At 41.7% G+C, this 23,629-nt stretch carries 25 protein-coding genes and 4 pseudogenes; 21 read left to right on the top strand and 8 right to left on the bottom strand.

What is annotated here, in order from left to right:
* The first annotated feature begins 187 nt into the window (after window positions 1-187).
* The 6 genes from ACRWSG_RS05355 (at window position 188) to hpf (ending at window position 3,258) form a co-directional block, all read left to right on the top strand.
* Entirely contained in the window at window positions 188-700 is a 513-nt protein-coding gene (locus tag ACRWSG_RS05355) for a GCN5 family acetyltransferase (protein ID WP_462165825.1), read from the top strand.
* A gap of 16 nt (window positions 701-716) precedes the next feature.
* Complete coding sequence (locus ACRWSG_RS05350; RefSeq protein ID WP_058585786.1) at window positions 717-1,076, top strand: DUF6559 family protein; 360 nt, start codon at window positions 717-719, stop codon at window positions 1,074-1,076.
* 87 nt (window positions 1,077-1,163) lie between these two features.
* Complete coding sequence (locus ACRWSG_RS05345) at window positions 1,164-1,433, top strand: hypothetical protein (protein WP_462165824.1); 270 nt, start codon at window positions 1,164-1,166, stop codon at window positions 1,431-1,433.
* A 30-nt stretch (window positions 1,434-1,463) separates the two neighbouring features.
* Window positions 1,464-2,102 carry a hypothetical protein gene (locus ACRWSG_RS05340; protein WP_462165823.1) on the top strand — a complete coding sequence of 213 codons (639 nt, stop codon included), beginning with the start codon at window positions 1,464-1,466 and terminating at the stop codon, window positions 2,100-2,102.
* 305 nt (window positions 2,103-2,407) lie between these two features.
* Complete coding sequence (ppnP, locus tag ACRWSG_RS05335) at window positions 2,408-2,719, top strand: pyrimidine/purine nucleoside phosphorylase (protein ID WP_462165822.1); 312 nt, start codon at window positions 2,408-2,410, stop codon at window positions 2,717-2,719.
* 182 nt (window positions 2,720-2,901) lie between these two features.
* Window positions 2,902-3,258 (top strand): ribosome hibernation-promoting factor, HPF/YfiA family, encoded by a 357-nt coding sequence (gene hpf, locus ACRWSG_RS05330; protein ID WP_054551132.1) that lies wholly within the window; start codon window positions 2,902-2,904, stop codon window positions 3,256-3,258.
* Between the two features lie 136 nt (window positions 3,259-3,394).
* On the opposite strand, the gene ACRWSG_RS05325 is transcribed toward hpf, so the two are convergent.
* Together ACRWSG_RS05325 and ACRWSG_RS05320 are read right to left on the bottom strand one after the other, a co-directional pair.
* Window positions 3,395-4,240, bottom strand: a complete 846-nt coding sequence (locus tag ACRWSG_RS05325) for an IS3 family transposase (RefSeq protein ID WP_462166902.1) — start codon at window positions 4,238-4,240, stop codon at window positions 3,395-3,397.
* Between the two features lie 11 nt (window positions 4,241-4,251).
* The gene (locus tag ACRWSG_RS05320; RefSeq protein ID WP_462165820.1) at window positions 4,252-4,422 is read right to left on the bottom strand and encodes a hypothetical protein; all 171 of its coding nucleotides are present in this window, start codon (window positions 4,420-4,422) and stop codon (window positions 4,252-4,254) included.
* Window positions 4,423-4,484: 62 nt separating this feature from the next.
* Here ACRWSG_RS05320 and ACRWSG_RS05315 point away from each other — a divergent pair.
* Both ACRWSG_RS05315 and ACRWSG_RS05310 read left to right on the top strand, forming a co-directional pair.
* A pseudogene (locus ACRWSG_RS05315) lies at window positions 4,485-4,667 on the top strand (IS110 family transposase); the annotation flags it as partial.
* A 562-nt stretch (window positions 4,668-5,229) separates the two neighbouring features.
* On the top strand, window positions 5,230-6,402 hold the full coding sequence (locus ACRWSG_RS05310) for an NRAMP family divalent metal transporter (RefSeq protein ID WP_462166901.1): 1,173 nt from the start codon (window positions 5,230-5,232) through the stop codon (window positions 6,400-6,402).
* Window positions 6,403-6,530: 128 nt separating this feature from the next.
* Here ACRWSG_RS05310 and ACRWSG_RS05305 read toward each other — a convergent pair whose 3' ends face one another.
* From ACRWSG_RS05305 to ACRWSG_RS05295, 3 genes and pseudogenes are all read right to left on the bottom strand, one after another.
* Complete coding sequence (locus ACRWSG_RS05305; protein WP_054551134.1) at window positions 6,531-7,718, bottom strand: vWA domain-containing protein; 1,188 nt, start codon at window positions 7,716-7,718, stop codon at window positions 6,531-6,533.
* A gap of 1 nt (window position 7,719) precedes the next feature.
* Window positions 7,720-8,569: pseudogene (locus ACRWSG_RS05300) on the bottom strand (AAA family ATPase).
* A 52-nt stretch (window positions 8,570-8,621) separates the two neighbouring features.
* A complete protein-coding gene (locus ACRWSG_RS05295; protein ID WP_419177722.1) occupies window positions 8,622-8,855 on the bottom strand; it encodes a DUF1653 domain-containing protein in 234 nt (77 codons plus the stop codon).
* A gap of 63 nt (window positions 8,856-8,918) precedes the next feature.
* On the opposite strand from ACRWSG_RS05295, the gene ACRWSG_RS05290 reads away from it, so the two are divergent.
* From ACRWSG_RS05290 to rpoS, 11 genes and pseudogenes are all read left to right on the top strand, one after another.
* The gene (locus ACRWSG_RS05290) at window positions 8,919-9,401 is read left to right on the top strand and encodes a DUF2947 domain-containing protein (protein ID WP_054551137.1); all 483 of its coding nucleotides are present in this window, start codon (window positions 8,919-8,921) and stop codon (window positions 9,399-9,401) included.
* Between the two features lie 59 nt (window positions 9,402-9,460).
* Window positions 9,461-10,093, top strand: a complete 633-nt coding sequence (locus ACRWSG_RS05285; protein ID WP_054551138.1) for a hypothetical protein — start codon at window positions 9,461-9,463, stop codon at window positions 10,091-10,093.
* Window positions 10,094-10,115: 22 nt separating this feature from the next.
* Complete coding sequence (gene ftsB, locus ACRWSG_RS05280; protein ID WP_462165819.1) at window positions 10,116-10,397, top strand: cell division protein FtsB; 282 nt, start codon at window positions 10,116-10,118, stop codon at window positions 10,395-10,397.
* The gene (gene ispD / locus ACRWSG_RS05275) at window positions 10,394-11,095 is read left to right on the top strand and encodes a 2-C-methyl-D-erythritol 4-phosphate cytidylyltransferase (protein ID WP_054551140.1); all 702 of its coding nucleotides are present in this window, start codon (window positions 10,394-10,396) and stop codon (window positions 11,093-11,095) included. The genes ftsB and ispD overlap by 4 nt, the downstream gene beginning before the upstream one ends.
* Entirely contained in the window at window positions 11,092-11,574 is a 483-nt protein-coding gene (gene ispF, locus ACRWSG_RS05270; RefSeq protein WP_054551141.1) for a 2-C-methyl-D-erythritol 2,4-cyclodiphosphate synthase, read from the top strand. The genes ispD and ispF overlap by 4 nt, the downstream gene beginning before the upstream one ends.
* Window positions 11,571-12,599: a tRNA pseudouridine(13) synthase TruD gene (gene truD / locus ACRWSG_RS05265; RefSeq protein ID WP_462165817.1), complete on the top strand. Its 1,029-nt coding sequence runs from the start codon at window positions 11,571-11,573 to the stop codon at window positions 12,597-12,599. Before ispF ends, truD begins: the two co-directional genes overlap by 4 nt.
* The gene (surE, locus tag ACRWSG_RS05260; RefSeq protein WP_054551143.1) at window positions 12,600-13,364 is read left to right on the top strand and encodes a 5'/3'-nucleotidase SurE; all 765 of its coding nucleotides are present in this window, start codon (window positions 12,600-12,602) and stop codon (window positions 13,362-13,364) included. It abuts the gene before it with no gap.
* Entirely contained in the window at window positions 13,354-13,992 is a 639-nt protein-coding gene (locus ACRWSG_RS05255; RefSeq protein ID WP_054551144.1) for a protein-L-isoaspartate(D-aspartate) O-methyltransferase, read from the top strand. The genes surE and ACRWSG_RS05255 overlap by 11 nt, the downstream gene beginning before the upstream one ends.
* Before the next feature lie 11 nt (window positions 13,993-14,003).
* A complete protein-coding gene (locus tag ACRWSG_RS05250) occupies window positions 14,004-14,582 on the top strand; it encodes a YqaA family protein (protein WP_054551145.1) in 579 nt (192 codons plus the stop codon).
* Between the two features lie 42 nt (window positions 14,583-14,624).
* A pseudogene (locus ACRWSG_RS05245) lies at window positions 14,625-15,450 on the top strand (peptidoglycan DD-metalloendopeptidase family protein).
* 60 nt (window positions 15,451-15,510) lie between these two features.
* The gene (gene rpoS / locus ACRWSG_RS05240; RefSeq protein WP_054551147.1) at window positions 15,511-16,494 is read left to right on the top strand and encodes an RNA polymerase sigma factor RpoS; all 984 of its coding nucleotides are present in this window, start codon (window positions 15,511-15,513) and stop codon (window positions 16,492-16,494) included.
* Between the two features lie 100 nt (window positions 16,495-16,594).
* Here rpoS and mutS read toward each other — a convergent pair.
* Window positions 16,595-19,168: pseudogene (gene mutS, locus ACRWSG_RS05235) on the bottom strand (DNA mismatch repair protein MutS).
* Between the two features lie 21 nt (window positions 19,169-19,189).
* On the opposite strand from mutS, the gene ACRWSG_RS05230 reads away from it, so the two are divergent.
* Window positions 19,190-19,687 carry a nicotinamide-nucleotide amidohydrolase family protein gene (locus ACRWSG_RS05230; protein ID WP_462165816.1) on the top strand — a complete coding sequence of 166 codons (498 nt, stop codon included), beginning with the start codon at window positions 19,190-19,192 and terminating at the stop codon, window positions 19,685-19,687.
* 58 nt (window positions 19,688-19,745) lie between these two features.
* Complete coding sequence (gene recA, locus ACRWSG_RS05225; protein WP_462165814.1) at window positions 19,746-20,792, top strand: recombinase RecA; 1,047 nt, start codon at window positions 19,746-19,748, stop codon at window positions 20,790-20,792.
* Between the two features lie 201 nt (window positions 20,793-20,993).
* Here the strand turns inward: recA and ACRWSG_RS05220 are convergent, their stop codons facing one another.
* Both ACRWSG_RS05220 and ACRWSG_RS05215 read right to left on the bottom strand, forming a co-directional pair.
* Window positions 20,994-21,347 carry a hypothetical protein gene (locus ACRWSG_RS05220; protein WP_138599726.1) on the bottom strand — a complete coding sequence of 118 codons (354 nt, stop codon included), beginning with the start codon at window positions 21,345-21,347 and terminating at the stop codon, window positions 20,994-20,996.
* Window positions 21,348-21,500: 153 nt separating this feature from the next.
* Window positions 21,501-23,618: a TonB-dependent siderophore receptor gene (locus tag ACRWSG_RS05215; protein WP_054551152.1), complete on the bottom strand. Its 2,118-nt coding sequence runs from the start codon at window positions 23,616-23,618 to the stop codon at window positions 21,501-21,503.
* Window positions 23,619-23,629 lie beyond the last annotated feature (11 nt).

The following is a 23,629-nucleotide window of genomic DNA, read 5'->3' as shown; positions in this document are numbered from 1 at the left end:
TTAGCTCTCAGCCGTCAGCCATCAGCTTTAAAAAAACCTCAGCGTAGGCGTGAAATTTATTTCGCGCTGAAATTGTGTCTAGCTATTAACCAATAGCTTTGATATTGATAGGCTATAAAAGAAGCAAAAAAAGCCGCGATAAAACGCATATTTGTTTTTTACTTATATTTTCTGCTCAAGGATGGTTATGAAAAGTTATCCAAAAGTGTTGGAGCCAAATAAAGTCGGCGAATATGCTGGTTTGGCAAAATCTGGTGGTGGTTATGTGTGGGATGAGGTGCTTGAATATCGAGTTTGGTGCCACCCTCATAACGGTGCTCCTGATTTAGAAGAGGGGAGCGATTATTACTATGCTTTCGACACTTACGAAGAAGCACTGGAATGTAGTAATGACATACCTGGAGCTGAAGAGCCACTCGCATTAATTCTCCAGCGTGAATATATAGATGAGCCATCAACAGGCCAGTATAAGCATGTGAAAGAAGAAAGATCACAGAATGGCCAGTACAATTTCTTGAGCGGTCAAGAAGAAGCGAATCGACTATTCCCAATTTTATGTCTGTTGATGCACCAGAAAATAAACTGGATATCATTCGTGGTATTGCTTAATAGTAATGTAAGGAAAGATATTTGCATTAGCTACAGACACTCGCAGGTTTGTCGGGGTTACTTGTCAAACACTTTTAGGAAAGCTTTATAAAACAGGAGCTACTTTAATGTTTGGTAAAAGTTCTACAATCAGAAAGTATAAATACAAATTAAGGCCTGCCTTAGCGAAAAGATACGGTGGCTCTGTAACGTATACAAAAGCTCAGGTTGATAAAACAATAGACGTTATGGGCTTTAATAAAAAACACATACATTACGCATATTTTATGTACTGTGATATTGCAACTTATAAAGCTAATCTCCCTGAAGGTGAATCATTAGAGTCTATGAATAATACGATTACCAATATATCGGGTATCGGTGTTTTAGGAGTGCTCTTAGGTTCATCAATGTTTAGTGATATAGATAGTGGCTCGGACGGAGGTGGGGATGGTGGCTTCGGCGGTGGAGATGGTGGTGCATTCTAGTTTTTGCAATTTCCAAGCTAGTATAGTCAAGGTATATAAATAACTAATCAGGGTTATCCCCAGATAGTTAGGTCGCTGTGTTTCATCATGAAAAAATCACATAAAAGAATAACCTCTTTAATCTCTTCGTTAATAGGTTTGCTTGTCGGGTTCAAGCTATTGGAATTTTTAAGAAGCGATAGATGCCTAGATTTAGGTGGCAGCATAACAAATTGGGGGGCGTGTGATTTTGGTGATGCAAGAGCAGAAGTAATACCCCTTAAACGTATGCCCTCATTGGCTTTAGTAATTACTGTAAGCATTGTTATCTACTTTGTAGTAAATTATTTTATAAAACCAGTGATTGGTTCTATATAAACATGTTAGGGATACAAGGATAGTTTGTGCATGAATTCTAATCAGGTTTGGTCTGCTCTGAAATTTCGAGAAAACTTAGGTTCTCTAATTTCAAAATTCAATACATTATTTTTAAGCGACATAGCGCCAATCATATCTAACCCTAATGGTGATAGAAAAGCATCATTGAGAGCTATCATTGCTCTAGATGTTCCCCAAGTCCAAATAGAAATTCATAAAGTTCTTAATGAGATTGAGCATGTATTAAGGGATAACGCTCATTTTTTATTATTACAATCTGGTTTCTCTGAAATAGAAAGTCAAACATACCTCTCAAGTAAGTTTCCTTCTGGCTTTATTAAATTGAGCATAATTAATGAGCTTAATACAACCTTTGGACTACTTAACGAGTTGACTGTTTTAGCTATATCTCACCTAAATGTGTTGGAAACAAATTCAGGCTTTGGAGGTATGCTGAGAGGACTATTTCAGGGATACTCTAATCAGGTTGATGGCATTGCTCATGTATTTGGGCAAGGAAGTATGCAAATTGAAGTAAGCTCCAGCCTACAGGAATTTAATTCTGCTTCGATTTTAGTTGGTCAATCTATAGATTCAGTTTCTAACTTATTACATTCAGTTGTTTTGGAAAAATGGAATAGTTTTGGGGCTATGGCAGAAAATTTATAGTTCTAAAAAACAACTTATTTAAAATTGCCAAAACTTGGCTATATAGTTGGACGTTACCCTGAATCTGCTTGCATAAAGCAATAAGTGTTGATGTTAATGGTAACCGAACGGTTTTTGTTGGTACATTAGCAAAGTTTAAAGCTTCATTGACGCGCTAAAGCACGATCTACCACAATTGCACGAGCTGCTCAAAACTGACAGCTTACAGCTAACCCGACTTGATTATTTCTCACTCAGTCCCCCTTGAATGCTAAACCGACAACTGGCACTGTCTGTAGCTTAATAACAAAACAACAGGAGTGAGGATGTCTCAGTTTGATAATGTAAGTGTGCTGAAAAAAGCCAATGTGTATTTTGACGGTAAAGTGTCTAGCCGTACTGTGGTATTTGCTGATGGCAGCACGAAAACGTTAGGCTTTATGCAACCGGGTGAGTTTGAATTTGCTACGAGTAAAAAAGAGTTGATGGAGCTTAACGGTGGCAGTTGGCAAGTGCTATTACCCGGTGAGAGCGAATGGCGAACAATGCAAGCTGGAGAGTCATTTACCGTTGATGCAAATGTTACCTTTCTAGTAAAGGTCAGCGAGTTTGCTGACTACTGTTGTTCGTATAGTTAATGAGCAGTTGTTAACCTTTCTGAAAAGCCCGTGTGATGCGGGCTTTTGCATATTTTATCCGCAACGCATGATCTAAATCATCTGTGGTTACAATCAATTACTAATTATCTGCGATTTTCGCTTGTGTTAATTCAATTCGCCCCCAATACTAACTGTGAGGTAACAAGAAAAAAGGATACCCTATGAAGATTAATATTTCTGGTCATCATGTTGACGTTACTGAGGCTGTTAGAGCTCATATCAACGAGAAGTTCTCGAAAATTGCTAGCCATTTTCCATCATTAATATCACTCGATATTATTCTTTCAAAAGAACACAATAAGTATCAGGCTGAGATTAGTACAACCTATGAAGGCGCACGTTTATCAGTAAAAGCTGAAGATGATGTGATGTACCCAGCTATCGCAGGTGCTGCTAAAAAACTAGATGCATCACTGAAACATCGTAAAGGGCAAATGAAAGCCAAACTACACGAAAAGCCGGTCAGTACTACACCGGAAATTGCCCACGAAATTATTCAGGAAATGAACCTGAGCTAATTACAGAGCACTAGCCTAAGCGGCTAGACTTAAACTAAATCTGAAAAAGCCAACCGTTGCGAAACGCTTGGCTTTTTTGGTTTTAATATTTAGCTGTCAGATTGATGATCTGACCCCGATAAAGTAGACACAGGGTTTAATTAACTTGTTCGTACTGCATGGGACTTTTATACCCTAGGGTGCCATGTCTTCTTACTGAGTTGTAGTATTTTTCAATATAAAAATACGTTTGTGTTGTCATTTCACTACGACTCAGTTCATTTAAATTCTTTATCCACTCCTTTTTATACTGCGCGAAAAAGCTTTCTGAGCACGCGTTATCCCAGCAGTTACCTTTTCTAGACATACTCACTGTGACACCTCTATTAGTTAACCACTTCACTGTTTCCTTTGCGACATACTGAGCTCCTTGATCTGAATGAAAGAGCAAGTTCGAACCATCAGGTTTGCGTGCAGACCATGCTTTTCTCAGGGTTTTAATAACTAACTCGGCGTTGTTTATCCGGCTTGTTACCCAGCCAACAACCTTACGAGAATACAAATCAAGGATGACGCATAAATACTGCCAACCATCTTTACAGCGTACTTGTGTGATATCTGATACCCACACGGTATTTGCTGTATCAACATTAAACTGGCGTCGTAATAAATTACTCGCTTTGATTGTACCTTCTTTCTTCGCGCGACTTGTATAGCGTCTCTTACCTGATTTTGAACGATAGCCAACGCTTTGTAATAGTCTCTGCACACGTCCCTTACTGCAATCAAAGCCATGCGCTACCGCAGCCTCCCAAAGCTTTCTATAACCAGGAATGCAGTGCTCTTGGTCGCTGACATGCTTTAGAAATTTCAGTAACGAACTGTTCTCTTTATGGCGTGTGCTAGGTAATTGCTTTAACCATTTATAATACCCAGCCGGCGACACAGATAACCAACTGCACAACTTCTTCACTGTGCGTTTGGCGTCTGTGACCTTGTGGATATATTCGAACCTTATTCTTTTAGGCTGTCGAAGTAGACCTTCGCCTTTTTTAAAACGTCATTCTCCAACTGAGCATCTTCGAGTTGCTTCTCAAGCTTACGAATTTGGCGTTCTAAATCTGCGTATGATTTGTCAGGGTCTTGGTTCTTTAGTGGCTTTGCCGTTTTCTTTTTCGAGGTCATGTGACTTCTCCAACTTGATAGCATGTCAAGATGAATTCCGTATTTATTAGCGACCATCCAGAGCGGTCATCAGTCAGCTAAAGCATCGAGAACCAAAAACGAAAAAAGAACAATGGCTCAAAGCATTAGTTGAAAGACGGGGTGTGAAGTGTGCCGCCATTGCATTAGCAAATAAAACAGTTAGGACAGCGTATGCCATGCTGAAAAAGGGCACGAGTTATGAACCCAGTTTACTAGCCAATTAATATTTAGCCTTCAATAACAGAAACAACAGTATTGACCAAGAACCTGCGTTAAGCGGTTAGACCCACCCTTGATAGCCTGTAAAGTGCCTGGCGTGTTAAAACACCGAGTAGGAGAAGAGGCACAAGGGCGCGAATACATCAAAGGGCCGAGGTAGCTCCTCATTATGAGCCCGCATATAAGCACGCAGTCTGACAAAATTAACGAAGGGTATTGTGCAATAGGAGGAGTCCATATAAGGCGTTTTAACGCCGAACAAACATGGAGATATTAGATATCAGTCGTTAGAAGTTAGATTAAAAAACAACGGCTTGACACAAGTGGTAGGCAGTCTAGTGTTGCTAACTTGCTAACTTGCTAACTTGCTAACTTGCTAACTTGCTAACTTGCTAACTTGCTAACTTGCTAACTTGCTAACTTGCTAACTTGCTAACTTGCTCTGCTTCCAATCTCACCTAAAACGCTGTAAGTTGCTTGTAACTAAGAATAAAACACACACAACTTATGCAATCAGCAGTATCAAATTGGCAGTCTAAATTAAATGCTTTAGGGCCGGGGATTTTAATGGCTACAGCCGCCATTGGTGGCTCACATCTAGTAGCATCAACACAAGCCGGGTCGTTATTCGGCTGGCAGCTATTTTGGCTAATCATTGTAGTTAACGTATTGAAGTACCCATTCTTTCGATTTGGCATGGAGTACACGCTCGCGACCAAACAAAGTTTAGTTGAGGGCTACAAGCAAAAAGGACCTGGGTATTTCTATAGCTTTATTGCGCTTAATATAGTCGCCGCCGTAGTGAATACTGCGGGGGTTTTATTATTAACGGCCAGTCTGTTGCACTATGCATTACCTGTCACAATTTCTGTAACCTTATTATGCTGGCTGATTTTAGCTGTGTGTTTGCTTATTTTGTTGTTAGGGCATTTTAAAGCGCTCGATAATGTCTCAAAGCTCATTATGGGGCTGTTAACGGTTACTACCTTAGCAGCGCTAGTTGTTGCTATTAATAATGGCCCAATGGCACCGGTTGACTATGTGGGGCCGTCGCCGTACGAACTTGCTATGCTCGGCTTTATGGTCGCGCTCATGGGCTGGATGCCTGCGCCTATCGAAATATCAGCAATTAGCTCACTGTGGCTAAAAGAAAAGCAGCATCAACAAGTCGTGACAAAACAACAAGGCTTGTTTGATTTTAATTTGGGCTACTGGCTTACCGCAGCACTTGCGTTAGTGTTTTTCTCATTAGGTGTATTAGTGCAATATGGCCAAGCACAAGCAGTGCAATTAGGTGGAGTCGCCTTTGCCAAGCAGCTAATTGATATGTATGCCCTCACTATGGGCGAGTGGGCAAGGCCTCTGGTTTCAGGTATCGCTTTTTTATGTATGTTTGGCACCACACTTACGGTACTTGACGGCTACGCCAGAACATTAAATGAGTCGCATAAACTGCTACCGATTAAACAATCTAAGCACAGTTTAAATATGTGGTTATTACTACAAGCATTTGCAGGTATGGCAGTGATTTTATTCTTTAAATCAGCCCTTAATCCAATGCTTACTTTTGCTATGACCCTCGCTTTTGTAACCACTCCTGTATTTGCATGGCTGAACTTTAGTTTAGTGCGCTCAGAACCCAGCATTCATCACTCACCTTTATTACGCACCCTAAGCTGGCTAGGTTTGCTTTATTTAGTGGGCTTTGCGCTGGTGTTTTTGGTTTGGAAGGGAATGTAAATGGGAGCTGTCAGCTTTCAGCCGTCAGTTTATAGCTGATCGAGAAGGGGCTTAGTTATTTGTATTTATAAACAATTATAACTTTACATTCATTTCTCAGTTTTTATGCTGTTTGACGGCTGATAGCTCTAACTCAACTCCCTAATCGCATTACTAATCCCATCTAGCGTGAGTGGGTACATGCGGTTATCCATTAACTGCTTTATAAAATCAATTGATTGATAATAGCGCCAGTGTTCAACGGGTTGTGGGTTGAGCCAAGCGACTTTATCAAAGTGATTGGTTATGCGGTTTAACCAAGCGCTGCCGGGTTCTTCATTCCAATGCTCCACGCTGCCACCAGGGTAAGCGATTTCGTAAGGGCCCATGGTGGCATCGCCAACAAAGATCACCTTGTAGTCGCTGGTGAACTTGTTAATCAAGGTCATGGTATCAATGACGTTTGAGTGACGACGCTCGTTGTCTTGCCAAACATGCTCATATAAACAGTTATGAAAATAGTAAAACTCAAGGTGTTTAAACTCGCTGTGGGCGGCGCTAAATAGCTCTTCGCAGGTATGAATGTAATCATCCATTGAACCGCCGATATCAAACAACATTAATACTTTTACTGCATTATGGCGCTCTGGTGCCATTTTCACATCCAACATACCGCCTTGCTTTGCAGTTGCGCGGATGGTTTCGGTTAAATCGAGAGTATCACTTGCACCAGTACGGGCAAATTTACGCAGTTTTTTTAGAGCGAGTTTAATGGTGCGCGAGCCGATTTCACGGTCACTATCAAGGTTTCGGTAGCTGCGTTTATCCCACACTTTTACCGCACGGCGATGTCGGTTACCGTCTTGGCCTATGCGCACACCTTCAGGGTTATACCCATAGGCGCCAAATGGTGAAGTGCCACCGGTACCCACCCACTTATTGCCCCCTGCATGGCGCTTTTGCTGCTCTTCAAGGCGTTGCTTGAGGGTTTCCATGAGTTTATCAAGGCCGCCCATGGCTTGTAATTGCGCTTTTTCTTCTTCGCTTAAGTGTTTTTCAAACTCTTTGCGCAGCCAATCATCAGGCAAGGCATGTTGCTGTTTTAAGCTTTCGAGCAGATCAAGGTCGGCCACGCCACTAAAATAATCTGCAAAGGCTTTATCAAAACGATCAAAGTGGGTTTCATCCTTGACCATGATGGTACGCGCTAAGTAATAAAACGCGTCAACATCGGCAAAAATAACCCCTTGCTTGAGCGCATTGATCAAATCAAGTAGCTCTCGCAAACTAACAGGTAAGCGATATTCGCGAAGTTTAAAGAAAAACGCAATTAACATCTTAACGGCGGCTCATAAACGCAAGTTTTTCGATTAAGCTAATGTCTTGCTCGTTCTTCAATAGTGCGCCAAACATTGGCATTAAGCCGCCTTTTTGGCTTTTATCATGCAGTGTTTTAGCGTCTATATCTTCGGCCATCAGTAGCTTTAACCAATCGAGTAGTTCGCTGGTTGATGGCTTTTTCTTAATGCCATTTACGTCACGTAGATTAAAGAACACCTCAAGTGCTTGGCGAACTAAATCTTGTTTAACATGCGGGTGATGTACATCGATAATTTGTGCCATTTCTTCACTACTTGGAAAATCAATGTAATGGAAAAAACAACGACGTAAAAAGGCGTCTGGCAGTTCTTTTTCGTTATTTGACGTAATGATCACAATCGGACGTTGCTTTGCAATAACTCGCTCGCCAGTCTCATAAACATGAAACTCCATTTTATCGAGCTCTAATAGCAAGTCGTTGGGAAATTCAATATCGGCTTTGTCTATTTCATCAATCAATAGCACAGGGCGCTTGTTATGTTGCTCACCATAGGTAAAGGCTTGCCATAATTTCCCTTTTACAATGTAGTTGCTGATATCGTGCACACGCTCATCACCTAACTGGCTATCGCGAAGGCGCGATACCGCATCATATTCATACAGGCCTTGCTGCGCTTTAGTGGTTGATTTGATATGCCATTGAATTAGCGTGGTGTCTAAGCTTTTTGCAAGCTCCTCGGACCAGCATGGTTTTACCTGTGCCAGGTTCACCTTTAATTAGCAGGGGTTTTTCGAGCAATATTGCTGCGTTAACCGCTTGTTTTAATGAGTTACTGGCAATGTAGTTATCGGTTGAATTAAAAAGCACGATGTCACCTTATCTGGTCTGAGCAGTGATTAATAACGTCATGATGCCACAGTTAGTCGGCGTCTGAAAGGTATGCAAAACGCGGTACTGTTTTACCCTCTACAGTAACTGTTTCTGTAAACATACTAAGTGGGCGTGCCCACATACCAAATTCGCCATATAGCGCTTGATAAATTACCAATGGCTCATTAGTTTCGCTGTGGGTAGCAATATATTCAACTTTGTATTTTGGGCCTTTGTAATGTTGGTAAATACCGGGTTTGATTGTCATGTGTTTATCTCGCATCTTGGAGTCATTTGGGTATAATTGCAGTTTGCACATTTTACGCTGAAACAAACTGCCTAAACTATGAATTATATTTCGTTAGATGAATACAAAAAAGCCTGGGTTTTTCGTCATAAAGATATGCCGATAAGCAGCGAAGACGCAGCGCAAATTAAACCAATGAGCGTTGAACGCGCTGCGGTCTTATGGACTACTATGGTGAGCCGCGAACATGATCACCCTGACTTTTTTGATAAAACAGATTGGTGTGGCAAAGACGACAGCTTTTCAGAGACTATTAATTGGGAAAACGCTTGGGAAGCGGGTGATGAGCAGTTACCAGAAGAAATCCTAAACCACTTAGCGTGGGAAGCTAATACCACTGTTTATTTTTGTATGGCTCGCGACAATATCATTGAAACCAGCTTTGCCGTTTTCAAGCGTTGTTGGCAAAACTTTATGTTTTTAGCTGATGGTAGTTTGTTGTTAGGTAAAAAGCGTGATGCAGTAGTGCAGTTTTTAGAAACTGGTAACGCAAAGTTGGGTAAAAAAGGCGCAGTAAAGTAGCGCTCAATAAACGCTCTATGCTATAAAACAGTCAAGCAATTGTTTTATAAGAGCGCGCATTGTCTAAACCAACTTCACAGAGCGAACACTCGCAACAAGCCGAAATTTGGCAAACTGATGCCGAGCGTGCTTTGTATGCGCAGTTATGTAATGCATTTTATGCTCGTGAGATCCCGCGTTTAGTCGATGAACCTGATACTGCAAGGCTTAAACGCTTATTAGCAAGTTTGCCTTACTATATTGAGCGTTTAGCTATGCGTATAGTTAGTGGCGATGCACCATTACAGCTTGATTCACAAAATGGCAGTTGGCTTGAAAAACAAAAAACAACGCCACCTGTTTATAATAAAAAAGACTCAAAAGACTTTTATAGTCAACATGCTAAGCGCGGGTTAATTGTTCCCGTGCTAATTAATGACGAGCAATGTACAACTGTGCGCATAGACAGCTTAGATCAAGTAAGCGACAATAAGGTACATTGCAACGAGCTTGGTTGGTTTGATACTTCAGGTGAATCGCTAGAAAGCACGCATATTCAACTGCTTAAGCCTGCAAAGGCAGTGATGGCGGCGGCGTGTTGCGGTCATCAATGGCAATTTAATAAACGCATCACACCTAAGCGTTTGTCATTAAGAGAAATGCTACTAGCAAGCAATATAAATTGGCGTAATTTAAAACGCCCTTTGACTTAATTTAACCGCGAAGGAGTGTTCAATGCGGGTTTTTCAATTCGCCTTGTTATGTTTGGCTTTATTTTTGCAATATCGTTTATGGTTTGGTCATAATGGTGTGCAAGATTACACTCGTCTGAAACAAGCGGTTACCTCTCATCAAGACACTAACGCGAAATTATTAAAGCGCAATACTGTACTTAAAGCAGATATAAAAGATCTAAAGCTTGGTCAAGAAGGTATCGAAGAGCGCGCGCGTAATGAATTAGGAATGATTAAACCTGGCGAAACCTTTATTCGCGTTTTGCCGATAACAACAAAATGAAAATTAAGCAAACTATAACCGCCATTGTTCCCGCTGCGGGGGTAGGGAGTCGAATGCAGCATTCGGCGCCAAAGCAGTATATTGAACTGGCGGGTAAAACTATTTTAGAACACACTCTGAGTAAACTTGCAGAACTTAACGAATTAAACACCATAAAAGTAGCAATTAGCGATGATGACGGCTACTTTGCTGATTTACCACACATAGATAAGCGTATTGAGCGTGTGAGTGGTGGTAAAGAGCGCGCTGATTCAGTGCTTAACGCCTTGCTATCACTTGCTGATAATCCACCTGATTGGGTACTTGTGCACGATGCAGCAAGGCCGTTAGTGTGTTTGGCTGATATTCAGCGTTTAATGACAGAATGCATCGCTGCCAATGAAGGCGGTATCTTAGCGTCAAAAGTAAAAGACACCATTAAGCGCGGTCATACCCACAGTGAGCAAACAGTGCCTCGTGATGATTTATGGCAGGCACTCACTCCTCAGTTTTTCCCTTATCAAGCGCTGACTAATGCGCTATCAAGTGCCCTTAAAAATGGTGTGACTATCACTGATGAAGCATCGGCAATTGAATGGGCTAAGCAGCCTGTTAAGCTGGTTGCCGGTCGCAGTGACAATATTAAAATCACCACCCCAGAAGATTTAGATTTAGCAGCATTTTTACTGCAAAAACAACAAAACGAGAGTACCTCATGATTCGAATTGGCCATGGCTTTGATGTACACAAATTTGGCGGCGAAGGCCCGTTGGTAATTTGTGGTGAAAAAATAGATTACCCACAAGGCTTTTTAGCGCATTCAGATGGTGATGTTGCCATTCACGCATTGTGTGATGCTATTTTAGGTGCATTAGCAATGGGGGATATTGGCAAGCATTTTCCAGACACTGCGAGCGAATACGAAAATATTGATAGCCGAATTTTACTACGCCACGTGGTTGGGCTTGCTAAAGAGCAAGGTTACGTACTTGGCAATGCCGATGTCACGATTGTTGCGCAAGCACCAAAAATGTTGCCACATATTCAAGCAATGCGTGAAAACTTATGCCAAGACCTTGAAGCTGATATTTCACAAGTTAATGTGAAAGCAACAACCACAGAGAAGCTTGGGTTTGAAGGCCGCAAAGAAGGTATTTCAAGCCACGCAGTGGTGATTATGAGCAAACTAAGCGCATGAGTGAGTTAAACTACCTATACGGTAAACCTCTTTCTAAGGCTGACTTTAAAACTCACGCCGAAGACTTCATGGTTGATGAAGACTTAGGTATTGAGTTTACTGGTTCTGGTGAGCATGTTTGCTTGCAGGTTGTAAAAAAAGGCGAAAATACTCAGTTTATTGCGAAACGCATTGCCGAAAAAGCAGGGGTATCCCCTCGTGACGTGAGTTATGCAGGCTTAAAAGACCGTCATGGCGTGTGTACACAGTGGTTTAGCGTGCCAGTACCAATTAAAAAGCACATAGAATTTAGTGAACTAAATAACGAGCAATTTTTTGTAATTTCGCAACAGCGTCATAATCGTAAGCTCAGAACGGGTTGCCATAAAGGCAATCGCTTTACCATTACGTTACGCAACGTGAGTGAGCCGCTGGATATTTTGTGCCGTATCAACGCGGTGCGTGCAGGGGTGCCTAATTACTTTGGTGAGCAGCGCTTTGGGCATGGTGGTCACAACCTTGAAATGGCAAAACGCATGTTTGCTGGAGAGCTTATCCGCGATAAAAAATTGCGTGGTTTAGTTATTTCAGCTGCACGATCTTATGTATTTAATGAAATTGTGAGTATGCGGGTTGCCGAGCATGGCCTTGCAAAAACAATGCACCGCGAAGTGTTTATGCTCAGCGGCAGTAATGCATTTTTTGAAGACAACATTAGTGATGACAATATTGCTCGCTTAGCGTCTGGTGATATTGTGATGTCGGCCCCCATGGTTGGTAAAGGCGAAAAAGGCCTGACCGAAACCGAAAAAGTGTGGCTAGAACCTTATCAATCTTGGATAGAGGGCCTTAGCGAACTTGGCCTTAAGAATGAGCGTAGAATGTTACGCCTTATTCCTGATTCATTAGCTGTTGAAACGATTGACGAAACTACTTTAAAGTTAAGTTTTGGTCTACCAAAAGGCTGTTTTGCTACTGCCTTACTACGTGAGTTGGTGGACTATCAAGATGCAAGCCCCAGAGAACAAAAACAAAAGGATGCGTAAATGAAAATCTTATTGAGCAATGATGATGGCGTACATGCTAAAGGGATTGCGGTTTTGTATCATGCATTAACGCAAATTGCAGATGTGACTTTAGTGGCGCCAGATCGCAATTGCAGTGGCGCAAGTAATTCATTAACGTTAATGAATCCACTGCGTGCAACTACCCTTGATAATGGTTTCATTTCAATTAATGGCACGCCGACTGACTGTGTGCACTTAGGGGTTAACGAGTTAACTGAGCAGCAGCCAGATCTCGTGGTAGCAGGAATAAACCACGGTGCCAATTTAGGTGATGACACCTTGTATTCAGGTACTGTTGCCGCCGCCACTGAAGGCCGCCACTTAGGACTTCCTGCCATTGCTGTGTCGTTATGCTCTAAAGAAGGAAATCACTTTGAAACTGCAGCTGCGGTTGCGGTGAGTATTATCAAAGAGTTGGCATCGCACCCATTACCGAAAGATCAAATCATCAACTTAAACGTGCCAGATATTCCACTTACTGAGCTAAAAGGAGTTAAGGTAACCCGTTTAGGTTCGCGCCATAAAGCTGAGACCATGACGAAACAACAAGACCCATGGGGCCGTGACATTTATTGGTATGGTACCCTTGGTGCTGAAAGTGATGCAGGTGAAGGCACTGATTTTTACGCCATAAATAATGGTTACGCATCAGTGACCCCGCTTAGTGTTGATATGACAGCGAAAGAAAGTTTACAAGCAGTCGATAGCTGGTTAGCAAATATGGAGATTAATAGTGCTGACTAATTATAATCGCAGCGCACTGGCATTAGCAGAGTTATTGAAACGCGAAGGTGTAGAAGACAGCACTGTGCTTGAAGCGATAGCCTCAACACCCAGACACATTTTTATCGATGATGTTTTGCAACACAAAGCTTATCAAAATACCGCACTGCCAATCGGTCAAGGACAAACTATTTCGCAGCCATATATTGTCGCACGCATGACTGAGCTGCTCCGCTTAGCGGGCGTACGTGATAAAGTGCTCGAAATTGGCACAGGGTCTGGCTACCAAACGGCAATACTGGCAAAAACCTTCACTAAAGTGTGCTCGGTAGAGCGTATAAAAGCACTACAGTGGCAAGCAAAACGCCGTTTGCACAAACTCGATTTATATAATGTCACCATGAAACATGGTGATGGTTGGCAAGGCTGGCAATCACAAGCGCCGTTTGAGGGGATTATTGTTACAGCTGCAGCCGCCACTATGCCACAAGGGTTACTTGCTCAATTGGCTGATGGGGGCGTTATGATTGCACCTATCGGTGAGCAAGATCAGCAATTAATGATGGTCGTTAGAAATGGCGATACTTTCACAGAACATAAAGTTGCACCAGTAAGATTTGTACCTTTGGTACCTGGTGATATTGAATAGGACGTTAAACTTTGAAGTTGTTTACTAAGTTATATGATATGGCACTGGTATGGGCTAAACATCGCCATGCAGAGCGTTATTTAGCAGGGATGAGTTTTGCTGAATCTGTTTTTTTTCCGGTACCACCGGATGTCATGCTAGCACCTATGTCACTTGCTCAACCAGATAAAGCATGGCGCTTTGCCAGCTTTACGACTATTGCTTCAGTGATTGGCGGTATTTTAGGTTACTTACTTGGCTTTTGGTTATTCGAACCAGTAGTTGAACCGTTGATTGCGCAAATGGGTTGGCAAGCCAAATTTGACACAGCGCTAAGTTGGTTTGAAAACTATGGTGTATGGGTGGTGTTTTTAGCGGGCTTCTCTCCTATACCTTATAAGGTTTTCACCATAGGTGCTGGTTTGATGCAAATGGCATTTCTGCCGTTTCTAATTGCTTCGGCAATTGGTCGTGGCGCACGCTTTTTCTTAGTGTCGGCTTTAATGAAGTGGGGCGGCGTTAAAATGGAGCAGAAATTACGTCAATATGTTGAAGCGCTTGGCTGGGGATTAGTTGTTTTAGTTGTGGTTGCGTACTTTTTACTGCGATAACCCGTAAAACCATTAAACTAGTACGATAAGGAGCATTTTACGATGAGCAGGCAGATAACAGTCTATGTTACTTTGTTTCTTAGTATTTTGCTCTTTGGTTGTACTTCTCGCGAAGCCCCAGCACCGGTGAGTAGTTTAGACAATAAAGTTAAACCCGCCACTCGCAAAGTAAATATCTCTGGCTCAAAATATGTAGTCAAAAAGGGCGATACTTTATATTCAATTGCTTTTAGCGCTCAGCAAGATTTTCGAACCCTCGCAAAAATAAACGATATTCCAGCACCTTATACCATCTTCCCTGGGCAGAATATTTCGCTCATAAAATCGGCACAAAAACAAAAAAAGACGAAAAAATATACGAATTCGAGTAAAAAGTCTACTGTTTCTATACAAAAAAATAACAAAAAATTAAAGAAAGAGCTTGATCAGCCAAAACAACGAGAGTATGTTCAGAAACAAGCCAACAAAATAATTAGTGAAAAAAAACGTAATTCTAATGCAAAAGTTGTATGGAACTGGCCTGCTAAAGGTAAAGTAACGCAACGCTTCTCTAATAAAGAGAATGGCTTTAAAGGGTTACAGAATCACTAATAAACAAGGGGCTTCTGTTGTAGCTGCTGCACATGGAACTGTGGTATACGCGGGCAACGCATTGAGGGGGTATGGTAATTTAATCATTTTGAAACACAATGATGATTACCTAAGTGCTTACGCGCACAATTCAAAGTTGCTTGTAAAGGAAAAACAGGAAGTAAAGGCGGGGCAGAAAATAGCAGAAATGGGCAGTTCAGACTCTACGGTTACGGCTTTGAGATTTGAAATTCGTTATCGGGGTCAAGCAGTCAATCCTGCTAAGTATCTACCTTAGCCATTTAGGGTATTGATAAAGTGATTTAGCTCAATCACATATTTGCTCGGGAGGACGCTTATGGGTCACACAGCAAAACTTGAGAAAAAAACTGACGCGATTGACGATAAATTTGATGACACGGTAGTCGAAGAAGAGTCTTCTGAATTACTTGAAGAAGTCGACAACGAAGATGAAATTTTTGCAAAAGAAGAAGTTGCCAAGAATTTAGATGCTACACAGCTGTATCTTGGTGAGATTGGTTTTTCTCCGCTGTTAAGCGCAGAAGAAGAAGTCTATTTTGCTCGAAAAGCACTGAAAGGCTGTGAAGCCTCTCGCAAGCGAATGATTGAAAGTAATTTACGTTTAGTGGTGAAAATTGCCCGCCGCTATAACAACCGTGGCCTTGCGCTACTAGACCTTATTGAAGAAGGTAATTTAGGCCTTATCAGAGCCGTTGAGAAATTTGACCCAGAACGAGGTTTCCGTTTTTCAACTTATGCAACTTGGTGGATACGTCAAACCATTGAACGTGCCATCATGAACCAAACACGTACGATTCGTTTACCTATTCATGTGGTCAAAGAGCTTAATGTTTATTTAAGAACAGCCCGTGAATTAACGCAGAAACTTGACCATGAACCCACTGCAGAAGAAATTGCAGAGTGCTTAGATAAGCCGGTTGAAGATGTTACTAAGATGCTGCGTTTAAACGAAAAAATCACCTCGGTGGATACACCTATCGGTGGTGAAAATGACAAAGCGTTATTAGATATTATCGCCGATGAGAAAGACTACGGTCCAGAAGGCGAAGTACAAAACAATGACATCAACAAGCACATTGTTGATTGGCTTGGAGAGTTAAACCCGAAACAGCGTGAAGTACTTGCTCGTCGTTTTGGTTTACTGGGCTATGAGCCATCAACCCTTGAAGATGTTGGTCGTGAAATTGGCTTAACACGTGAACGTGTAAGACAAATTCAAGTGGAAGCATTACGTCGCTTAAAAGACATTTTGCAACACGAAGGTTTAAGTACAGATAGCCTATTCGACCAATTCACCTGATTTGACAACAATGAATACCTGATCAAGGGTATAGAACCCACGGGTTCAGAACACACAAAAAAGCTGACGTTACGTCAGCTTTTTTATATCCACTCAAATTTTAAAGTAAATCTTTTAATTGATACAGTAGTTGGTGTGCTTGTCTTGGCGTTAGGCTATCTGGATCAAGCTGTTTTAAGGTTAATTCAAGCTCTGAAGGTTCATCATCAAAACTTAATGTTTGCTGTTGTTGCTCAATAGGGGCAGTAACAGGTTGATGATTCTCAAGCATTTTAAGCTTTTGTTTTGCTTGTTGGATAACCGCTTTTGGTACACCAGCCAAAGCAGCAACTTGTAAACCAAAGCTCTTGCTTGCTGCGCCTTCAAGCACGGTATGCATAAAGGCAATGGTGTCGTTGTGCTCAATGGCATCGAGGTGCACATTAACCAGCCCCGTTTTTTGCTCGGCCAGTTCGGTTAGCTCAAAATAGTGGGTTGCAAACAAAGTTTTAGCAGCAATTTTTGATGCTAAATAATCAGCCGTTGCATAGGCAAGCGATAAACCATCATAAGTTGAAGTACCGCGACCAATTTCATCCATCAGTACCAGTGATTGCGCTGTGGCGTTATTTAAAATTGTTGCCGTTTCGGTCATTTCAACCATGAAGGTTGAGCGCCCTGATGCTAGGTCATCACTTGCGCCAATACGCGTAAAAATACGGTCAATATTACCAATTTCTGCACTATCAGCAGGAACGTAACAACCAATGTGAGCCATCAAAACAATAAGTGCGGTTTGGCGCATATAGGTCGATTTACCACCCATATTTGGACCTGTGATAATTAACATTTTACGGTCGTTATTAAGCTCTACAGGGTTGGCAATAAACGGGTCTTTCATTACTTGTTCTACCACTGGGTGGCGACCCTGTTTAATACTGATATTATCGTTATCGCACAGTGTTGGCTTAGCATAATTGAGCGCTTGCGCACGTTGACCAAATTGTTCAGTACATCTAAATCTGCTAAAACAGCTGCCATTGTTTGTAACTGCTCAATGTGCGGAGCAATAAACTCAAAGAGTTGCTCGTAAAGCTGTTTTTCAAGTGCTAGCGCTTTTGACTGGCTACCAAGTACTTTATCTTCGTGCTCTTTAAGCTCAGGGATAATATAGCGCTCATTATTTTTTAGCGTTTGACGGCGAATATAATCGGCAGGAACCAAGTGCGAGTTAGCGCGACTTACTTCAATAAAAAAGCCATGCACCTTGTTATAGCCAATTTTTAAAGTGCTAATGCCTGTGCGTTCACGCTCACGTTCTTCAAGCTTTTCGAGAATATCGGTTGCGCCTTGGCTTAGGGCACGCCATTCATCAAGCTCACTGTTATAACCCGGGGCAATAACACCCCCATCACGAATAAGTACCGGTGGGGTTTCGATGACAGCACGTTCTAGTAAGTCTTGTAGCTCAGGTAATTGCTGTGATTGCGCTATTATTTGACTAATACGCGGATCGTTGGCGTCCAAAAGTAATTCGTGTAATGGTGCCAGAGCTTGCAGTGCGCTACGCAGGCGCGTTAAATCACGCGGGCGTGCTGTGCAAAGCGCTAAACGGGCGATAACACGCTCAATGTCGCCAATTTGCTTTAATGACTCTTGTAGCTCACCACATAATTGCGCATCGATAATTGCACTAATAGCGTTTAGTCGAGAGTTGAGCTCTGTTTTGCTGCGCACTGGTGTATGAATACGACGCTTTAATAAGCGTGAACCCATCGCAGTCGCTGTTTTATCAAGTACTTGTGCAAGCGTGTTTTCGTAGCCGCCTGATAAATTAACTGTTAGTTCAAGGTTTTTACGGGTTGCGGCATCTAAGAATCACCGCGTGTTCGTTTTGCTCAAGGGTAATCGCACGAATATGCGGCAGGGCAATACGTTGAGTGTCTTTTACATATTGCATTAAGCAGCCCGCAGCCACCAAAGCAGCGTGTGCTTTGTCTACACCAAAACCAACTAAATCTTTGGTGCCAAATTGGTCGCAAAGTAAATGCTGTGCAGTATCTAAATCAAATTCCCATTCTGGGCGACGACGTGCGCCTTTGATATGTTCAATTAAATGCACATTTGCAAATGTTTCACTATAGAGCAGCTCAGCAGGGGCTAAACGTTGTAATGTTGAGCTAAATGCTTCATCAGTATTTACTTCTAACACATTGAATCTGCCAGAGTTAATATCTAAATAAGCAATACCATATAAGCCTTGTTTACTTTGCCACACACTGGTTAGCAAGTTGTCTTGGCGTTCTTGTAATAACGCTTCGTCAGAAATAGTGCCCGGTGTAACAATGCGCACAACTTTACGCTCAACAGGGCCTTTGCTAGTAGCTGGGTCGCCAACTTGTTCACAAATAGCCACCGACTCACCCATTTGTACAAGGCGAGCTAAATAGTTCTCTACTGCGTGATAGGGCACACCCGCCATTGGAATGGGATCGCCACCGGCTTTACCTCGGTGGGTTTGAGAAATATCAAGAAGTTGTGCTGCACGCTTGGCATCATCAAAGAAAAGTTCGTAAAAGTCGCCCATACGATAAAACAATAAAATATCCCGATGCTCGGCTTTTATTTTTAGATACTGCTGCATCATAGGGGTTTGTTGTTTTATAGTGTGCGGTGCATAAAGATCAAACGACATGTATTTACCCAAAGGCTGAATATGGAATTACATCAAGAGATTAAAACACTTGCTGCGAAATTAGGAGCTATTTTAACGGATAAACGCTTATGGATCACTACCGCAGAATCATGCACTGGCGGTGGAGTGAGTTATGCGCTCACCGATACCCCGGGCAGTTCTAATTATATTGACCGAGCGTTTGTTACTTATAGTAACCAAGCAAAACATGAGCTCATTGGCGTTAGCGAGCAAACCTTAAACAGCTTTGGCGCGGTGAGTGAACAAACCGTTGTTGAAATGGCATCGGGGGCGGCAAAAGCTGCAAACGCCGATATCGCAATAGCTATTTCGGGGATAGCAATTACAGGTGGTGGAACACTGGATAAACCTGTGGGATTAGTGTGGTTTTGTATTCATTTGGCTGGTCAAAACTACTCAAGCAAACAGGTTTTCGCTGGTGATAGAGCTGAAGTTAGACTGCAAGCTATTGTTTATTCATTAAAAAACATAATTGAATTGATAAAATCTGAAAATTAGCTTGATACTGTGATTTCATACAGTATACTGTCTGCATTAGCCGGATTTGGAGAACAGAATGAACGATAACAAACAAAAAGCCTTAGACGCTGCTTTATCACAAATTGAGCGTCAATTTGGTAAAGGCTCAATTATGAAACTGGGCGACAACAAAGCCCTAGATATTGAAGCAATCTCAACAGGTTCACTAGGTATCGATATCGCACTAGGTATTGGTGGTTTACCTACAGGCCGTATTGTTGAAGTGTATGGTCCTGAATCATCAGGTAAAACAACACTTACTTTACAAGTTATCGCTGAAGCTCAAAAGCAAGGTAAAACGTGTGCATTCGTAGATGCTGAGCACGCTCTAGATCCTGTATACGCACAAAAATTGGGCGTAAACATTGATGATTTACTTGTTTCTCAGCCAGACACGGGTGAGCAAGCATTAGAAATTTGTGACATGTTAGTTCGTTCAAGTGCTGTTGATGTTGTGATTGTTGACTCGGTAGCAGCTTTAACACCTAAAGCTGAAATCGAAGGTGACATGGGTGACTCACACATGGGTCTGCAAGCTCGCTTAATGTCACAAGCATTACGTAAGCTTACAGGTAACATCAAGCGTTCAAACACACTATGTATTTTCATCAACCAAATCCGTATGAAAATTGGTGTTATGTTTGGTAACCCTGAAACAACAACAGGCGGTAACGCACTTAAATTCTACGCTTCAGTACGTATCGATATTCGTCGTATTGGTTCAGTGAAAGAAGGCGATGAGGTTGTTGGTAACGAAACCCGCGTTAAAGTTGTTAAAAACAAGGTTGCTCCGCCGTTTAAACAAGCTGAGTTCATCATCATGTATGGTGAAGGTATTTCTAAACAAGGCGAACTAATCGATCTAGGCGTTAAGCATAAGATTGTTGAAAAATCAGGTGCTTGGTACAGCTACAATGGCAGCAAAGTTGGTCAAGGTAAAGCAAACTCAATTAAGTTCTTAAAAGACAACCCAGAGATCGCAGATGAGATCGAAGGTAAGTTACGTGAGATGTTATTACTTCAAGCAACTGTGCAACCAGAAGATGGTGAAGATGCAAACTTATTAGCTGAAGACGAGCTATAAACACCGCAAAAGAGTATAGTTAAGCGTGATTTGACCCGCACTTAACACAAAAAGACCGCTACACAGTTAGCGGTTTTTTTATGGTTGCTTGTAGTTGCGATTTTATATCGCGTTTAATTACAGAACTTAATGCGGGATATACCCGCAGTTGTTGGAGTAGGAAGTAGTTTGTCGCATTTTCAATTCAGTGACAATTTTAAGTTATTTTACACGTTCAATATATTCGCTACGACGCCATAAAATAGCAGCAAGAGTTGCCAGAGGGATTATCAAAAAAATCGCTATTGTTTCAAATAGCGCATTATCGTCATATATGAATGCCAAGCTGGTAGCTGGTATTGTCATCAGCGTGAAAATTCGATACATAAGTTCTGTATCAGTTCGATATATGAGAGCTGTTTGGCAATCAGGGCAAGTGAATAGTTTACCGTCAACCCTGTCTATTGGTGTACTCGCTTTGGCTATTGGAAACTTCCATCCACAATCTGGACATCTTCTAGAGCGTTTCGATTTTTTAGCATCCATTAATCTGTACCAAATAACTAAAATATTCATTTTTTAATACACTACAGAAAAATTTATAAGGTGCAATGAAGTGAAGGTTATTCGCTATGTTTTTTGCTCTTAGAGTAAAATGGGGTAATAAAAAAGCCGCATATGATGCGGCTTTTCATGTACTTAAAGCTTAAAACTTGTCGCTTTATAAAATTATAGCTGCCAGTTGAAAGATACTGAATAACTACGCGGTGCGCCGTAATAACCTTGCTCCCAGAACAAGCTATGTAAGTACTTTTCGTTAGTTACGTTATTAACGTTTAAGTTAACGCTCATGTGGTCATTAATATCGTATGTTGCCATTAGATTTAATAAGCCGTAAGCATCTTGCTTAGTAACAGGAACAACGCCAGACGGCTGAGTAGGTTGTACACGTTTAGTGTCGTCTTGCCATTGGTAGTTTAAACCAAAGGTTAAACCATCAACTTCAGGCACTTTATGAGTTACAGCAAGTTTAAATTGGTTTTCAGGTGTGTAGTTTTTAACTAATTCATCACCATCAATGTTTAGATTGCTGAAACTAAAGCTCGCGCTCAGCGTTTCGTTGATTTTGCCACTAAGCTCTACTTCAATACCATCACTGTTAATACCATCTGCGCCATAGTAGCGAGTGTCATCAGGTAATGAACCTGGGATAGCAACAGCAAGGCCAACTTGTTTTGCATCAAAGTAGGCTACAGTTACAAATAAGTCGTCATCAAGTAGCTGTGCCTTTACACCAATTTCGCTACTTTTACCTGTGATTGGATCTAAATAATCACCGTTTACGTCACGCTCTGTTTGCGGAACAAAGGTTTCTGTGTAGCTTGCGTAAGTTGAGAAGCTTTCGTTGATATCATAAACAACACCGAAGTACGGCACTGTTTGGTCGCTATCTTTGTCTTTTGCAACGCCGTAAGAGGCACCTTCCGTTTCCCAATTTACTTGGCTTACACCCGCTAAAATGCTGAATGCGTCAGTTGCACGAATGCGTGTTGAAATATATGCAGAGCGTTGACGGCTGGTGATATCAGCACCTGTTAAACCATCGGTTAGTGTTGGCACTGGTGCAACACCATCCCAACCACCTAGCTCAGGCATTGCAGGGAAACCATTGCCTGTTGTACGGTCATACAATGATTTATCTTTATTATCCATATCTGCTTGGTTTACACCAAATGACAGATCATGTTCCATACCAAATAAATCAAATTTACCTGTAGCGTAAATATCTAAAATGTCGTGCTTATCTTTGTGGTCATATTCACTAGCATAACCAGTTAGGCCAAGACCTGTTTCTCTGTCTGGTGTGCCGTAAACATAGAAAAGCTCAGAATCTTGCTCATTTTCTAAGTGCGCGTAGCTGGCTTTTAAGAACCAAGTATTGGTGATTGCTTGCTCAATTGATAAGAACAGCTGCTCAGTTGTGTTATTCCAATATGACCAATCTGAAGCAGTGCTGGTTGACGCATCAAAGTTTGTTGCTGAACCATCGCTGTAATAAAGTGGTAAGGCACCCCAAAGTGGGCTGTCGGCATCTTTCTTTTGATTTACATAGTTTGCAGTGACTACTGTGCTATCAGTTAATTGACCTTCGTAGGCTAGGTAATAAATTGTTTTATCTTGCTCGTAACGGTCAAGGTATGACTCAGTTTTGTGCTTAGTGAATACTGCACGTACAGCGTGGTTTTCGTTGATAGCTGTTGAAGCGTCAAGCTCTAAACGTTTGTTGTCCCAAGAGCCATACGATACAGACGCATTTACTTGTGTTTGATAAGTAGGGCGTTTTAGAACCATGTTCACGGTTGCTGAAGGGTTACCCGCACCTGTCATTAAACCATTGGCACCACGTACAATTTCAACACTATCAAAAATAGAGGTATCAAGAGTACCTTGGATTGAACCGTTGTCTTGTGGCATACCCATGCCATTAACCTGGAAGTTAGTGATTTCAAAACCGCGAGCTTTAAAATAAGTACGATCAGTTTCAATTTGCTCAACAGTCACACCCGGTGTGCTTTCAAGTACAGCGTTTAGATTATCGAGTGAGAAGTCATCCATTAATGCACGTGAAACAACAGAGATTGACTGTGGTGTCTCTTTAATTGTTAGCCCTAATTTGGTCGCAGACTGTGCTTCTTCAGTGATGTAGTTTTTATGATGCTGGCCATACACGGCAATTTTTTCAATTGCTTGTTCTTCTTTTTGTTGTTCTGCAAAAGCGTGGCCACTTAAAAGTGCTGAGGTCACAAGGCTTAATTGAGATAAGCGCAAAAATTTTGTTGATGACATGCAAAGTTCCA

Source organism: Pseudoalteromonas sp. GB43 (genome assembly GCF_054923805.1).
Note: the sequence above shows the minus strand (reverse complement) of the source record. Positions and strands in the feature narration are given on the sequence as shown.

Excerpts from the sequence above, each read along its gene's own strand:
- ACRWSG_RS05355 (WP_462165825.1), top strand. The coding sequence starts at position 188 with ATGAAAAGTTATCCAAAAGTGTTGGAGCCAAATAAAGTCGGCGAATAT.
- ACRWSG_RS05350 (WP_058585786.1), top strand. The coding sequence starts at position 717 with ATGTTTGGTAAAAGTTCTACAATCAGAAAGTATAAATACAAATTAAGG.
- ACRWSG_RS05345 (WP_462165824.1), top strand. The coding sequence starts at position 1,164 with ATGAAAAAATCACATAAAAGAATAACCTCTTTAATCTCTTCGTTAATA.
- ACRWSG_RS05340 (WP_462165823.1), top strand. The coding sequence starts at position 1,464 with ATGAATTCTAATCAGGTTTGGTCTGCTCTGAAATTTCGAGAAAACTTA.
- ppnP (WP_462165822.1), top strand. The coding sequence starts at position 2,408 with ATGTCTCAGTTTGATAATGTAAGTGTGCTGAAAAAAGCCAATGTGTAT.
- hpf (WP_054551132.1), top strand. The coding sequence starts at position 2,902 with ATGAAGATTAATATTTCTGGTCATCATGTTGACGTTACTGAGGCTGTT.
- ACRWSG_RS05320 (WP_462165820.1), bottom strand. The coding sequence starts at position 4,422 with ATGACCTCGAAAAAGAAAACGGCAAAGCCACTAAAGAACCAAGACCCT.
- ACRWSG_RS05310 (WP_462166901.1), top strand. The coding sequence starts at position 5,230 with ATGGCTACAGCCGCCATTGGTGGCTCACATCTAGTAGCATCAACACAA.
- ACRWSG_RS05305 (WP_054551134.1), bottom strand. The coding sequence starts at position 7,718 with ATGTTAATTGCGTTTTTCTTTAAACTTCGCGAATATCGCTTACCTGTT.
- ACRWSG_RS05295 (WP_419177722.1), bottom strand. The coding sequence starts at position 8,855 with ATGCGAGATAAACACATGACAATCAAACCCGGTATTTACCAACATTAC.
- ACRWSG_RS05290 (WP_054551137.1), top strand. The coding sequence starts at position 8,919 with ATGAATTATATTTCGTTAGATGAATACAAAAAAGCCTGGGTTTTTCGT.
- ftsB (WP_462165819.1), top strand. The coding sequence starts at position 10,116 with ATGCGGGTTTTTCAATTCGCCTTGTTATGTTTGGCTTTATTTTTGCAA.
- ispD (WP_054551140.1), top strand. The coding sequence starts at position 10,394 with ATGAAAATTAAGCAAACTATAACCGCCATTGTTCCCGCTGCGGGGGTA.
- ispF (WP_054551141.1), top strand. The coding sequence starts at position 11,092 with ATGATTCGAATTGGCCATGGCTTTGATGTACACAAATTTGGCGGCGAA.
- truD (WP_462165817.1), top strand. The coding sequence starts at position 11,571 with ATGAGTGAGTTAAACTACCTATACGGTAAACCTCTTTCTAAGGCTGAC.
- surE (WP_054551143.1), top strand. The coding sequence starts at position 12,600 with ATGAAAATCTTATTGAGCAATGATGATGGCGTACATGCTAAAGGGATT.
- rpoS (WP_054551147.1), top strand. The coding sequence starts at position 15,511 with ATGGGTCACACAGCAAAACTTGAGAAAAAAACTGACGCGATTGACGAT.
- ACRWSG_RS05230 (WP_462165816.1), top strand. The coding sequence starts at position 19,190 with ATGGAATTACATCAAGAGATTAAAACACTTGCTGCGAAATTAGGAGCT.
- recA (WP_462165814.1), top strand. The coding sequence starts at position 19,746 with ATGAACGATAACAAACAAAAAGCCTTAGACGCTGCTTTATCACAAATT.
- ACRWSG_RS05220 (WP_138599726.1), bottom strand. The coding sequence starts at position 21,347 with ATGAATATTTTAGTTATTTGGTACAGATTAATGGATGCTAAAAAATCG.
- ACRWSG_RS05215 (WP_054551152.1), bottom strand. The coding sequence starts at position 23,618 with ATGTCATCAACAAAATTTTTGCGCTTATCTCAATTAAGCCTTGTGACC.